Annotated in this window: 14 protein-coding genes, 1 other RNA gene and 2 pseudogenes; 8 read left to right on the top strand and 9 right to left on the bottom strand. The window is 39.3% G+C overall.

Translation table 11 applies throughout. The annotated features are described in order from the left end of the window. Both ACFIO3_RS03755 and ACFIO3_RS03750 read left to right on the top strand, forming a co-directional pair. Nucleotides 1–222, top strand: a pseudogene (locus ACFIO3_RS03755) (UDP-N-acetylglucosamine 1-carboxyvinyltransferase); the annotation flags it as partial. Nucleotides 223–525: 303 nt separating this feature from the next. After that, nucleotides 526–816, top strand: a pseudogene (locus tag ACFIO3_RS03750) (UDP-N-acetylglucosamine 1-carboxyvinyltransferase); the annotation flags it as partial. A gap of 166 nt (nucleotides 817–982) precedes the next feature. Here ACFIO3_RS03750 and ACFIO3_RS03745 read toward each other — a convergent pair. From ACFIO3_RS03745 to ssrS, 3 genes are all read right to left on the bottom strand, one after another. Then, complete coding sequence (locus tag ACFIO3_RS03745; protein WP_375608170.1) at nucleotides 983–1,804, bottom strand: TIGR00282 family metallophosphoesterase; 822 nt, start codon at nucleotides 1,802–1,804, stop codon at nucleotides 983–985. An 18-nt stretch (nucleotides 1,805–1,822) separates the two neighbouring features. Next, nucleotides 1,823–2,428 carry a 5-formyltetrahydrofolate cyclo-ligase gene (locus ACFIO3_RS03740; protein ID WP_375608207.1) on the bottom strand — a complete coding sequence of 202 codons (606 nt, stop codon included), beginning with the start codon at nucleotides 2,426–2,428 and terminating at the stop codon, nucleotides 1,823–1,825. A gap of 288 nt (nucleotides 2,429–2,716) precedes the next feature. Continuing rightward, nucleotides 2,717–2,877: non-coding RNA, 6S RNA (gene ssrS / locus ACFIO3_RS03735), on the bottom strand. Nucleotides 2,878–3,251: 374 nt separating this feature from the next. Between ssrS and ACFIO3_RS03730 the strand changes: the two genes are divergently transcribed. Then, entirely contained in the window at nucleotides 3,252–3,458 is a 207-nt protein-coding gene (locus ACFIO3_RS03730; protein ID WP_375608171.1) for a hypothetical protein, read from the top strand. 184 nt (nucleotides 3,459–3,642) lie between these two features. On the opposite strand, the gene ACFIO3_RS03725 is transcribed toward ACFIO3_RS03730, so the two are convergent. The 6 genes from ACFIO3_RS03725 to purE form a co-directional block, all read right to left on the bottom strand. Then, complete coding sequence (locus tag ACFIO3_RS03725; RefSeq protein ID WP_375608172.1) at nucleotides 3,643–4,422, bottom strand: tetratricopeptide repeat protein; 780 nt, start codon at nucleotides 4,420–4,422, stop codon at nucleotides 3,643–3,645. A gap of 130 nt (nucleotides 4,423–4,552) precedes the next feature. Beyond that, nucleotides 4,553–4,678 carry a type B 50S ribosomal protein L36 gene (gene ykgO / locus ACFIO3_RS03720; RefSeq protein ID WP_013545486.1) on the bottom strand — a complete coding sequence of 42 codons (126 nt, stop codon included), beginning with the start codon at nucleotides 4,676–4,678 and terminating at the stop codon, nucleotides 4,553–4,555. A gap of 755 nt (nucleotides 4,679–5,433) precedes the next feature. Next, the gene (locus tag ACFIO3_RS03715) at nucleotides 5,434–5,607 is read right to left on the bottom strand and encodes a hypothetical protein (RefSeq protein WP_375608173.1); all 174 of its coding nucleotides are present in this window, start codon (nucleotides 5,605–5,607) and stop codon (nucleotides 5,434–5,436) included. Further along, complete coding sequence (locus ACFIO3_RS03710; protein WP_375608174.1) at nucleotides 5,604–5,975, bottom strand: hypothetical protein; 372 nt, start codon at nucleotides 5,973–5,975, stop codon at nucleotides 5,604–5,606. Before ACFIO3_RS03710 ends, ACFIO3_RS03715 begins: the two co-directional genes overlap by 4 nt. 1,016 nt (nucleotides 5,976–6,991) lie before the next feature. Then, the gene (locus tag ACFIO3_RS03705; RefSeq protein WP_375608175.1) at nucleotides 6,992–8,176 is read right to left on the bottom strand and encodes a 5-(carboxyamino)imidazole ribonucleotide synthase; all 1,185 of its coding nucleotides are present in this window, start codon (nucleotides 8,174–8,176) and stop codon (nucleotides 6,992–6,994) included. 1 nt (nucleotide 8,177) lies between these two features. Further along, nucleotides 8,178–8,675: a 5-(carboxyamino)imidazole ribonucleotide mutase gene (purE, locus tag ACFIO3_RS03700; protein WP_375608176.1), complete on the bottom strand. Its 498-nt coding sequence runs from the start codon at nucleotides 8,673–8,675 to the stop codon at nucleotides 8,178–8,180. Between the two features lie 759 nt (nucleotides 8,676–9,434). Here purE and ACFIO3_RS03695 point away from each other — a divergent pair. From ACFIO3_RS03695 to ACFIO3_RS03675, 5 genes are all read left to right on the top strand, one after another. Then, nucleotides 9,435–9,587, top strand: a complete 153-nt coding sequence (locus tag ACFIO3_RS03695) for a DUF5993 family protein (RefSeq protein ID WP_166428907.1) — start codon at nucleotides 9,435–9,437, stop codon at nucleotides 9,585–9,587. 10 nt (nucleotides 9,588–9,597) lie between these two features. Further along, nucleotides 9,598–10,179, top strand: a complete 582-nt coding sequence (locus ACFIO3_RS03690; protein WP_375608177.1) for a disulfide bond formation protein B — start codon at nucleotides 9,598–9,600, stop codon at nucleotides 10,177–10,179. A 1,371-nt stretch (nucleotides 10,180–11,550) separates the two neighbouring features. Further along, nucleotides 11,551–11,673 (top strand): hypothetical protein, encoded by a 123-nt coding sequence (locus tag ACFIO3_RS03685; RefSeq protein WP_375608178.1) that lies wholly within the window; start codon nucleotides 11,551–11,553, stop codon nucleotides 11,671–11,673. Nucleotides 11,674–12,589: 916 nt separating this feature from the next. Then, entirely contained in the window at nucleotides 12,590–12,808 is a 219-nt protein-coding gene (infA, locus tag ACFIO3_RS03680) for a translation initiation factor IF-1 (RefSeq protein ID WP_007346335.1), read from the top strand. 200 nt (nucleotides 12,809–13,008) lie between these two features. After that, nucleotides 13,009–13,193 (top strand): Maf family protein (locus ACFIO3_RS03675; protein ID WP_375704121.1); only part of this gene is annotated, 185 nt, incomplete at its 3' end.

Raw genomic sequence — 13,193 nt, 5'->3', positions numbered from 1 at the left:
AAGCTTGATGGGCAGACGGCAACCGTTTATGGAACAGAGAATTTGCAAGGGGCTCCCGTTATGGCGACGGATTTGCGCGCTTCTGTTTCTCTTGTAATTGCAGCATTGGCGGCAAAGGGAGAAACAATCGTCAATCGTGTTTATCATCTTGATCGTGGATTTGAGAGATTGGAAGAAAAATTAGCTCGTTGTGGTGCCAAAATTCAACGCATTACAGTTTAAATCTGTTAAAGAGAGTCGATATTTAGGGAAGTTTGGAGGAGATTGTTTAGAGGAAGTTGCTTTTGAGTGGCATATTTTACGGTTGCGCTTTGGGGGAGAATAATGCTTAGCTCGAGAGCTCTTTTCAATGGGGCGTTTTCTTTTGTGGAGAATTTGGGGCAGAGAATGACTTTCTAGAGCGCTCTTCAAGTTCCAAGGGCATGGCTTTTGTGGCTGTTTTTTCCTTTTCGGAATGGTTTTTCTTTGTGTAAAGTTTTGCTTCTCTAACTTTTGAGGAGACTTGAGATTATTGTCTAAGTTTCGTTCATGGCGCTTATGATACGGGCTGAAGGAACCGCGCGGATTACAGAGATGATTTTTGAAAATCGTTTTATGTATGTCCAGGGACTTAATCGTTTAGGGGCAGAGATAAAGCTTGATGGGCAGACAGCAACTGTCTATGGAACAGAGCATTTGTAAGGGACTCCCGTCATGGCGATTGATTTGCGCGCTTCTATTTCTCTTGTGATTGCAGCATTGGTGGCAAAGGGAGAAACAATCGTCAATCGTGTTTATCATCTTGATCGTGAATTTGAGAGGTTGGAAGAAAAATGAACCCGATATGGCGCCAAAATTCAACAATTAACGGGAAAAAGTTTTGCAAGAGGCGTGAAAAATCATTTTGCTAAAAAGATTTTCCAAAAGAAAATCGTGAAAAGCACCCCTTAAAGGGCGCTTTAGAAAAAGAAGACGACTATTAAAGGGAGCGTTATAAAAAAGGCTACCAAAAATCCGGAACTTCAGGCTTTAAATGAGGACCAATCCGTACTGCCGAGACCTTTTCTGCTAATCCTGTACGATCTGAAATCTCAACCGCTAAACCACAAAGGGTGGCTTCTCCACACGCCGGTTCAAAACGATCTCGCTTATTCTTGTAAAGAAAACGGTATAAGGGTTCTTCTTTTTCCATTCCAAGTGATGAGTTGTAATCTCCACACATGCCTGCATCCGATAAATAAGCGCTTCCACCTTCTAAAATCTGTGCATCAGCAGTGGGAATATGCGTATGGGTGCCAACGATAACACTTACACGACCATCAAGAAAATGTCCAAAACATTGCTTCTCGCTTGTCGTTTCTGCGTGAAAGTCAAAAATAATCGCATCGGCTTGCTCCATCAAGGAACAGGCTAAGAGAATATCTTCCGCTGTTTCAAATGGATCTTCTACTTTGCACGGCATAAAAACACTGCCCAACAGATTCGCAACAAGAACACGGGCATCATTTTTCGCTGTAAAAACACCAACTCCTCTTCCGGGAGTCTCTTGCGAGAAATTGGCAGGACGTAAAAAACGATCACTCTCATGCGCATACTGCAATGCTTCTGTGTGAGAAAAAGCATGATTACCCGTGGTGACAACATCAACTCCGGCCATCAAAAGATCTTGATACGTCTCTTGTGTGAGGCCAAAACCACCAGAGGCATTCTCACCATTCACCACAACAAAATCAAGATGCCATTTCTCAATGAGTTGAGGAAGATGCTCAAAAACAGCTTTACAGCCTGTATTGCCAACAATGTCACCTAAAAATAAAAAACGCATAGACGTTTTAATCACATTTTAACATTTTAAGAAACCTTTTTCTGTAAAAATTCTCTGCACCTGTAAATCATGTTCTGTTGGAGGAATGGAACAAACCTCCTGACACGAGAAACCCATGCCCCATAATGTCATTGAATGTCCTTGTTTTTTAAGAGATTCAACTGCACGATCATAATATCCTCCTCCATAGCCAAGACGGTGACAGTGACGATCAAACGCAGAAAGCGGAACAATAATAATATTGGGAAAAACAACAGCATTGTCTGCTCCTGGGCCAAAAGTACCAAAACGCATGGGCTTGAGAGTCGTGCTGGGTGAAAATGCACGAAAAATCATGGTGGTGGAATCAAGCACTGCCGGTAAGGCTAGACGTCCACCGCGTGACGCTATAACATCAAGTAAAGGTCGCGGGTCAATTTCCGATTTGATGGGCCAATAGCCTGCTAAAATGAGGCGTGAAAAATCGGTTCCTTTTTTTTCAAGAGACTCAATAACGTGACAACAAGCACGTTGTGAAAAGAGTTCGCGCTCTTGCGTTGAAAGAGCATCACGACGCGATAAACCGCTTTGGCGGTGCTGCGTGCGAAGAGATAAAGTTGTGTCGCAGGGGTTATTGGAGGTCATTTTCTTCGTCAATTTTTTTATCATCTGCTCGTATTTTATCCCTTGTTGGCATTTTGTAAATCGTAGTGAGAACAGAGCCGTACTGTAAAAAGAGTGCGTGCTTCTTTTGTTGAAAGGAGCATCTTGATGCGATAAATCGCTTTGGCGGTGCTTTGTTGCGAAGAGATAAAGTAGGAGGTAGATAAAGCTTACCGTTATCTCTTGAAAAGAGAGTATTGGTCTTCTGGAAAAGGACATCTTCAATTTTTTGGGGAAAAATTTTATTTGTGCAAAAAAGTTATGTAAAAAAGGTGATCCACAACAGCCGATGGAAAAAGCTGACCCCAAGAACCTAAACAAATAGGTGGGCGCCATATGAAAAAGCCCACGAGCTTTATCAGGGACAGCTCCCTTGGAGATCACTAAGGTCTCAGGAATACGTTATTTCCTGTCGAGAAGCGCAGAACACCCCTCTTAATATAAAACAATTTCAGAATTTCTGCTAGAGATAAAATAACTTACCTCTCTTGTTTTTCATAAAGTTTTTTCAAGAGGGTAATGTTGCTGGTGGTTTTGGGAAATGGCTGCATGATGTATGGCGTGCTTATTCAAGGTAAAAAAGAAAAAAACATCAGTGGGAGGAGTGAAGCACCATGGTTTAGTGAGAATGCTTGATTTGATGTTTCGGGAGAATGCTTGGGGGAGGTTTTTGAAGGGGGAATATTTTATGCAAGAAGGTTTGTTAAATCGATGTTGTGTCTTTGAAGCTTTCGCATTTGTGGGTCATATTTCAGTGCTGTTTTTAGTTTTAGGGTGGGGGGAGACGATACGGTATGGGCTGCTGATGGTTGAAGCTCATAAAAATACAGACTTTGACAGTTTATCAGAGGCGCTAAGCGATGTTTGGAGCTTTTTTCAAAAAATATTTTTTGAGGCTCGTATTTTACAAATTGTTTTATCCATGATGAAAGGTATGAAAAGAGGCGGCGTGAAGAATTTGTCTACTTCGAGAAAAAAATTCTGTAGGCGAAATATGGGGGAAAGTGTTTAGACGTTGTCTTAAATACAAAAAAGAACTAAATTCAAAAAAAGGCACTATAATTGCGCGGCTCAAGCTCAAGAGCATGGTTGAGATCAAGCAGAGCAAGTTTGAAATCGTTCAGTGGGATGTGAATTCAAGCGCGTCTTGTCTAAGCTTGAATGCATCATACGGTCTCGCTCGTGAATGACACCGTTTAAAGAGCTTGGGGCGATTGTTCGTCTAACAGAGCTTGCACGCGCTTTTGAATCCTCCGCATTTGTGGATAATAGTCTAAAGCTGTTTCATAAGCTTTAAGAGCAAGTTTTGGACGCTCTGTCGCTTCCATGGTAACGCCAAGTTCAAAAAAGGCACTATAATTGCGCGGCTCAAGCTCAAGAGCATGGTTGAGATCAAGCAGGGCAAGTTTGAAATCGTTCAGTTGAATGTGAATCCAAGCGCGTCTTGTCCAAGCTTCAGCGTAAGTAGGTAAAAGCGCAAGAACATTATCAATATAATCAAGCGCAAGTCCATAATCGTCGTTGTTAAGTGCATTTTCAGCCCATGACATCAAAAGATCAATCGTTTCACTCCCCGATTGGGACCACAAATGTTGAAGTTGTTGACTGATCTTTTTCGCGTTAGCAACATCCGCACAATATTTCAATTCTTTGAGTAAACGTGAAATTTCTGCTTCTTTGCGTTGCTTAATTCTATCAACAGGCGAAAGTTGATCTGAGTCAAAATCTTCAAGAATAATCGCAGATGAATCAGAGGGCGTGGAGGAAGGCGCAGGAGAATTGGGGATGAGATCTTCTAACGGTAAAAGCGATTGTGGAGAAGGCCGATCTTCAGGAAGAGAAGGAGGGTTTTGCCCATAACAAGAAGAAATAAAACAAAAAATCCCAACAAAAGAAAGCAAAAAAATGCGCTGGAAAATACAGAAAAAAACCAGCTGAAAAAAACAAAAAGCTTTTAAAAAAATAGAAAAATCCATAAAAACAAGCCCTCAAAAGATAAATTACTACACATTATCAAACAATGGACTTGCAACCCCAAAAAATCTCAAGAAAAAATCTTTCATGCCTACAATTAAGGTAGGCATAAAAACATTAGCTCTAAAAGAATTAGCCCTGACGTGCTCTAAAACGCGGGTTCGTTTTATTGAGGATATAAATACGACCTTTACGACGCACCAAACGATTGTTACGGTGGCGCTCCTTTAGTGCTTTAAGCGAATTTTTAATTTTCATCATATTCACCGTTTAAACAGTTTACTTAACACAATACTATAATACAATATTAAAACACGAAAACACAATATTACAACCCCAATAGACTGCTTACTCTATGAGCATTGCATTACGATATCGTACTTGCATCATAATATCACACGATACACTTTTTCACTGTGATCACAAAAAGAAAAGCGCACTCTTAAAGTACGCATTAAAACACTTTATCAGCACAATGAATAAGTGAAAATTGCAAAAAAGTAAGAGAAATCTAACAAGAAGTCTTATTCTTGTCAAGGGTATATTACAAATTCCTTAGGGTGTGTTAATGGTTTCTTTGAAGGTAAAAATATTGAGTAAAAAGCAAAATGAAGTACTAAAAGACAAAGAGTGTAAACAAGCTAACAACTTTTCGGCTTTGAACAAATAAGCCCTGTCAGGGGTGGGATGTTGAAGGGGGGTGTCTTTGAGGAGAGGCGAGGGGTTCTTCTTAAAATTGCGGGGCTTGTGTGTGTGTCTCGTGAAGCTCTGTTAGGTGCGTGTGCCGGCTGAAATGCTTGAAGTAGGGGAAATCGAGGGAGGGAGCCGTTGGAATTGTTCCTTGTATTTGCTATACGCACATAATATCATGCCTATAGTTTCAAACGCTCCCTTACGAAAAGTCTCATACCCCCAATATGCCCCCTCAATGACTGGTAATCATATTAAATACATCTAAAAATATGAAAACAAGAACTATGGTATTCTTAATACCACGTTTTTCACGATTTTTTTTATTTATTAATTCCTTTATTACATTTTTGATTTGCTAAGTTTAGTCCTGTAAGCGCTTTACGGTACAGTTTTCGATATTTAATGGTAGAATAAACCAACCAAACGGATAATGTTATTATTGCACAACCGACAATGATTCCTAGAATGCGCCCTAATATTATAGCTTCAATCATTTTTCTCTCCTTATTATATTTTGATTAGCAACCGCTTCGTCTAGTTGTTTCATTACTTTTTTCAGTTTCTTCTTTACTATGATCCGTAGCACCAAAGAGATTGGTATCGAACCGTACAGAATTAATCCGCATATCAGCCCGATTAAACTTGCAGCATCCATTTGAGGTTTATCCGCATGGCCTAATATTGAGAGGAAAATGTATAAACAAACGCTTATAAAGATTATGAATATAAATTCTCCCAGTGAAACAACACCAGCCTTTATTGTTTCCTTAACTTCTTTTTGGATATCAAGGACTAAATCCCATTGAGGATATCTATCATTTTGTTCTTTTGACGATGCATTTGATAGGTTTGTTTTTGGCATGTTGATATTCGTTTGTTTCTTGAATGTTTTGTCTTTTGATAAAGTGAATAACTCAGTTTCTCAGATATGAGATGAAAAGAAGATTTCTGTACTTGTTATAATTATAATACGAATGATCTGCTACCTCTGTAGTATATCTTCCCTTTTATTATTATGAAACATGTACAATTCTCCGTGCCACTGTGTAAACGATTCGTTTTGTGAGTACAATTATGTTTTATGGCTAAACTATAGGCGAAGAGGCATTTAATATGAAGTGTTCATGTCGGCTAGAATTTACTTAAAAAGATCCTGATTGTTGGCAGATTTGAATAATGTAACTTGATAGGGGAAAGAAAGAAGGCGATAGACATACGAAGGTGACAAACATTACAAATGTTAAAGTGAGTGATATTTTAAATGGCTGGTGTTTTTGAGCGTAAGATAAATTTACGGTTTTCTTTCAGTGTGGAGATGTATTTACATCTGCTCTTTTAAGCTTTATCGCGAAATGAAACAAGGAGAGACGCTTCAAGCCCTAGAAAATACGACACAGGTAATATCGTCTTGTGAGAGGAGAGAGGAGGTTTCTATGATGGATGAGCTTAGTACTGTAACTATATCTTTGACGTGGAGGTCAGGAGTGGTGCGGGGTGCGCGCTTGGCACTTTTGTAAAAGAATGAACACCGGAGACTAGAGGCAATGAGAACACATTGTTAGAGTGGTCTCTATAGCTGTAAGAGGAAAGTTCATCCCCTAACGGTCGGAATTAAAGGGGAAGTGAAGAGGACGACCTATGCCCTATAGTATTGGGGGGGAATGAAGCAATGGAAGGTGGAGATGAGTGGGGCTGGTGAATTGCTTTTAGTCGTGAAGAGATAGCTGCGATGGGATGTTTTTGAAAAGAGGAGGAGATGTTGGATTGTTGATGGGGGGATGAAGCTTTTTTGAGGGTGGATTAGATATTCATGTAGGTTAAGCGGTTTGGAAAGGGAGAAGTTGTTTTTTCTGTCTTCACTTGTGTGGAAAAGCATTTTTATATGTGTATGTTAGATTTGCTGGCAGGCCCTGTTAATTGGATGACATGCCCCATTTTGCGGTGGGGATGGGAAGAGCTTTTGCCATATAAATGGATTGATGTATGCTCTTGTGTGAGAAAATATTTTAAATTGCTGAGATTGTTCCCAAGGAGATTTGTCATTTGGCAATCGCTATGGCGGTAGGTGCTGCCCAAAGAAAGTCCGCAAATAGCACGGATATGTTGTTCAAATTGTGAAGTTATGCACGCCTTTTGTGTCCAATGACCAGAATTATGCACACGCGGCGCTAATTCATTCACTAACAGATTACCATCCATTAAGACAAAAAATTCAATGCAAAGAATACCAACATAATTGAGGGCATCCATAACTGTTAAGCTGATTTCTTGTGCTGCTTTTTGCACCTCAGGTGGAATATGTGATGGAACAAAGGATTTATGAAGAATACCATTTTTGTGTTGATTTTCAGGGCAATCATAAAAAATATGTTCCCCTTGTTTTGTACGTGCCGAAAGAACCGAAATTTCCGATAAAAAAGGAACTATTTCTTCCAAAATACAAGGCTGTTCCTGAAAAGTCCTTAAGGCTTCGTCAAGGGTTTGTTCATCTGGGTGATCAAGCTTGATCTGGTTTTTTCCGTCATAACCAAAACGACGCGTCTTTAAAAGACCACGCCCGCCCAATGCATCAAGACCGGAAAGAAGAGAAGAAGAATTGTCAACAGCATGCCATGACGCGGTGCCGATTCCTTGATCATGCAAAAATTGTTTCTCAAAAAGTCGATCTTGCGTGATCTCTAAAGCTTTCGAAGAGGGATAAACAGGCTTTCTCTTCTCTATATATTGAACCGTTTGAAGCGAAAGATTTTCAAATTCATAGCTGACAACATCACACTGAGAAATAAAATGATTTAAGGCTGATATATTATCATAGGAGGAAATAATATGGTTGTTTGCTGTTTGGGCCGCTGGGCAATCTGCTTCGGGGCAAAAAATAACGGTTCGAAATCCTAATTCTGCTGCCGCTATGGCTAACATGCGTGCCAATTGTCCGCCACCGATTAAACCAATAACGCTGTTTGGAGGTAACATGTTGGATGAGTGGGATGTGTTGGATGGGTGGGATGTGTTGGATGAGGGGGGCGTGTTGGATGAGGGGGTAGTATTGGAGAACGCTGCCATTTTAAACCTCTGTTACCGGTGTTTGTGCGACATTGGCTGTTTGTTGTTGACGCCAATCTTGTAATCGTTGTGCGAGATCATGATCGTAAATGGCCATAACGGCTGCGGCTAAAAGAGCTGCATTAATTGCGCCTGCTTTACCAATGGCTAATGTGCCAACGGGTATTCCTGCTGGCATTTGCACGATTGAAAGTAAGGAATCTTGACCCGAAAGAGAGTGTGAGTGCACTGGAACGCCAAAAACAGGAAGGGGAGTGAGTGCTGCTAACATGCCAGGAAGATGGGCTGCTCCCCCTGCACCGGCAATTAAAATTTTAAAACCTGCCGTTTTTGCTTCTTTTGCAAATTGGTAAAGGCGTTCAGGGGTTCGGTGGGCTGAAATAATATGCGAACTATGAGAAATATCAAGATTCGTCAAAATATCGGCGCTATGACACATCGTTTGCCAATCCGATTGGCTCCCCATTAAAATCGCGACATCACATGATTTTTTTGTCATTCTCCATCCTTCTCAAATGTTCAATGCGATTCTTTCTCATCATTTTTTAAGAGTTTTATATTCTTTTTGCAAAGCCAATTGATGACAGAAAATAGTTATTTTTCAAATAAGATTGAAAGATAAAAATTTAAAGAGGATACGAGAGATGAAAAATGAGAATATTAAGACGCATAAAGCACTGTTCTTTGAGATGCGGTGTTCAAAATATTGGACCGTGAAGCTGTTAGGTTGCCGGATTGTCATTTTGTCATTTCCTCAGGAAAGAGGGAAAATACATTGCCAGAAAGCCATTGATGGTAAGGTTTTCAAAAAATATTCTCATTTTTTATTTGCTAAAATAAGTACTGTTTCCATATTATGTAATGTGTCGTGCAATTTAAAATATTGTTTATGATGAAAAAGAGATTTTTATGGCAAAAGTGTGTTACAAATAAGTATATTCTTTTGAGAAAAAAGAGAGATCTTTCTCTCTCAATTTCAAAGGTTGATTATTTTGCTGTTTAGGTAATTCTTTTATGGGAGAAAATATGCTCTATCGTTGCTGATGTAAGGGAAACCAATAAGCAACGCTTTGGTTGAGAGGTGTTTTTAGGGGATTATATATTTTATCATTTCTTCATAAAAATGTTATGACAATGAAAGTGAATGATGAATTGTGAATAATAAATTCATTGTCTCTTTTTTGCCCAATTTTGTAATATGGTGAATACTCGGCAATAAGATTAAACCCTCAATGTTAAGAAAGGAGATTTAAAAGCTATGTTTTTTCCGTTTTTAATCGCTCTAGGTACTGCAGTAACCACTGTATATGGCAAAAAAAATATAAGTTATGTGTTGTGGGCCATTTTATTCGTTGTCATTCTTCTCACTTTTAATCATCACGCAACTTCTACTTTAAATCTATCTTTTTGAGAGAATAGCCATGGAACATGTTGAACAAAAAAACCCTCATTTCGTTATATTTATGAATACGCTAGGACTCATCGGATTATCCGTTGTTTTGGTGGTGGCCTTTTATTATCAATTGGTAAAGTTTGAGTTGCCTTGTCCCCTTTGTTTGCTGCAGCGCGTTGGATTGATGCTTGCAGGATGCGGGTTCTTGCTCAATATTCACCATAAGGTGAAAAATACCCATTATGGCATGGTTATCCTCGGTTGTATGGTAACCAGTATCATTGCGGCACGGCAGGTGTTTTTGCATATTACACCAGATGATTTGGGATATGGTTCAACGTTTTTTGGATTACATTTTTATACTTGGGCTTTTATTATTTCTGTTCTTTGTATCTTTGCTGTATCGTTCGTCATGATTTTAAGTGAGTTGGCACACAAGTTTAAAGAATTTTCTCCTTTTCCAATATTGAGTAAAACAGCAAGTTTCTTATTTGTATTTTTAATTGCGGCAAATTTGATTTCTACTATACTGGAATGTGGTGGGGGACAATGCGCTGATGATCCTGTAAGGTATGAATTGTTATCAAATTGGTTTTCTTCAGAGTCTTGAAATTTTTAAATAATCTCTTATCGTAATTTTATTGTTTAAAGAAGCGGAAATGTTCAAAAGTCCGCTTTTTTTGTCTTATTATGCCGTAAACAGCGTTGTTTAGAGCGATGGTATATGGCATGACAAGCTTTACATTAAGTGTTTTTAGATATCGTGATCAAGTCTTCAAGGTAGGGCTTTGTCTATCGCGCCTATGAAGTGAACCGCCTCTACCCCCTCGCTTCTATGTGTGGTCAGTAATAGAAACCCGCCGAGAGAAGCTGGATTTGACGGACCAGTGACTGGTAGAAATTTCCTTCCTTTGAAGTGTGGGGAGGGGGCAATGGAAAGACAGTGCATCAAGATTTTAGATAATCAAAAACGGTCTTTTATGGAGACGCTGGACTTTATAAGCGTTTGCGTTTGATCTTTTTTAAATAAGATTTTCTTGTTGGGTTTTGTGAAGATGCGTCAGTATAGAAGTGTTGAAGGGGTTGATCTTGGGTGCTGTCGAGCAGCCAAATTGTACACAAGTCATGGAGATTTATTTTTTAGGAGAGAATTAACTATAAAAATTTTTTTTCTTGATTTTTTTTTACATTATATTAAATAGATCTTTGTATTCATTTTGGTGCTTCTGAAGTATTTTTAGTGCTTTTAGAGGTGAGATTTTGAAAGTTATTTGAATAATTTTCTATAAAGGTTTGTTTTTAGAGACAAACCTTTTTTTTTATTTCATTTTTAGATGTTTCCTTTCAATTTCAGTGTGAAGCTTTTGTTTTAGAAACAAGCGTTTGGATGATTCTTCTTCTTACGTTTTACTGATGATTCTTTCTTAAAAAAAACATTGACTTATACGGACAATTTATCGTTGTGAATGTTAAATGAGACAATCGAAGAAGTTTTTCGATTGCAAACTTTTTTAGAGTGAATCGATAAAATATACTCTTGTATGCCATAAAAAAATTACCGCATGTGGATAAAAGTTCTTTAAAGAGTCGTAAAACGCTTCTTATGGCTCCTCTTAAGAGCTAAAATTTGTTAAAATTTTATGCTGGTCAATAAAATAACAGGGTGGTTTGTATCTATAATTTAAGTGAAAATACTGGTGTTCGAGATTTTAAAGGTGGTTGTTTAAAATGTCGTCATCGAATGAATTTTGTACAGATTTTCTTATTTCTGTAAAAGTGTAAAACGTGGAACCGTGAAAAAGGAAGCTGCGATTTTATGCGTGGTGTATGCTTTTGTCATGGCATGGAATAGAGGGGAGAAAATGGGGAGTGGGGGGCGGATGAAGAGTCTGGGAATGGAGAGGTTGGGATGAAAAGGCGGCGTGTTGATGGGAGTGTGTGAGAAATGGAGGATGGAGAGAGAGGGGAGAAGAGTTTGCGGATGGAATGGAAAGCCCGAGATGAAGAGGAGGGAAGGCGTTGGCTCGAGAAGAGAGGGAATGGGGGAGAGTATGAACAGGTTAGGATGGTGTGTCCAAGAGGTGGTGGTGGGATGAAGGGATGAAGATGACGTAAGGATGTAGGACTTGCTTATCGTGCCTGATGAAACAGCGTTGTTTGGAGGAGGGATGATCTGAAGTTTGTAAGGGGGATGGGTAAGAAGCTGGGGTGTAGAGCGGTGTTGATAGAGCAGCGTGGAGGGGTGAGCGTTTCATTGGGCTTTGTTCTGTAAAGGCGTAAAGGCGTAAAAATGTGGAACCGTGAAAAAGGAAGCTGTGATTTTATGCGTGGTGTATGCTTTTATTATGGCATGGAATAGAGGGGAGTGGGTGGGCGGATGAAGCGTCTGGGAATGGAGAAGTTGGGATGAAGAGGCGGCGTGTGGATGGGAGTATTTGAGAAATGGGGGGGAGAACAATATAAATGGAGAGTGACTTAGATAAAGTGTATTGGGAGAGAAAATAAAAAAATGGGTGCAGGATGGAAGGGGTGCGTAAAGGATAGAGTGAGGGGGTGGAACATGTTGTGAATGGGTGTGTGAAGAATGGAGGATGTTTTGAGAAAAGGAGAGAAGGTTCTTATCGGGTATGGAGGAGGTGCTTTTATCTGTTTGAGCGGACAATCTTTCGGTTGTGGAAGGCGAAGGAGAGAGAATGTTGGAGGGCTCTTGGATTGCTTTTAAGTCGTGGAGGATGTTCAAAGGCATTAAAAAAAAGGTTGATGGAGGCGAATATTGAGCGGAATTTCTCGTTACTCTATACGAGATTATTATAAAAATTGGAGAAAAGTGGTGGGTAAAATTTGAGAGGATAAAGTTTTGTTTTTCCAAAGTGTGGCGTGACATTTTTGGGAAACGTGAAAGAAAAACCTTTTCCTTCTTGTTGAATTTTTATTCACAAACTTAAGAAAATAGGGTATGAACGCTGAAAAATAACGCGCAGCTTAACAAAATATGCGCACTGTAAAGGAAATGATTGTTTATGTCAAAAGAAGAAGTTTTAGAATTTTCTGGTATCGTTACTGAACTCTTACCCAATGCGATGTTTCGTGTAAAACTGGAAAATGATCATGAAATTATTGCTCATACCGCTGGAAGAATGCGAAAAAATCGTATTCGGGTGTTAGTGGGGGATAAAATCATGGTGGAAATGACACCTTATGATTTGACAAAAGGACGCATTACGTACCGTTATAAGTAATGGACGGCTTGCGCTTTTTTGTAAAAGTCATAATATTATTTTTATATTTTTTAACATCTCTTTGAAGTTGCTTTTTATGTGTGAAAAAGGTGAGCGTTTAAAGGACATTGAAAAATTGTAAAATCAACGCGGAAAAAGGATAAGGAGATCCATGGCGCTTAAAATGGGGTAAGAGCAAAGCCGATTGTGAAGGGGTGGAAATGAAAAACATAAAAGAGTGGGGGAAAAAGCATTTGGCAGAAACTCTTGCGCAAGAAATTTATTTGGTGCTTGCCTCCGCTTCGCCACGGCGTTTGGCGCTCTTGGCGCAAATAGGGATTGATCCCCAGCAGGTTTATGCAAGCGATATTGATGAAACGCCAAAATTAAAAGAACATCCTGCAAA

This window comes from Bartonella sp. AD328YNZD (assembly GCF_042196425.1).
The sequence above is the reverse complement of the archived record's forward strand: the minus strand, read 5'-3'. Positions and strand labels throughout refer to the sequence as shown.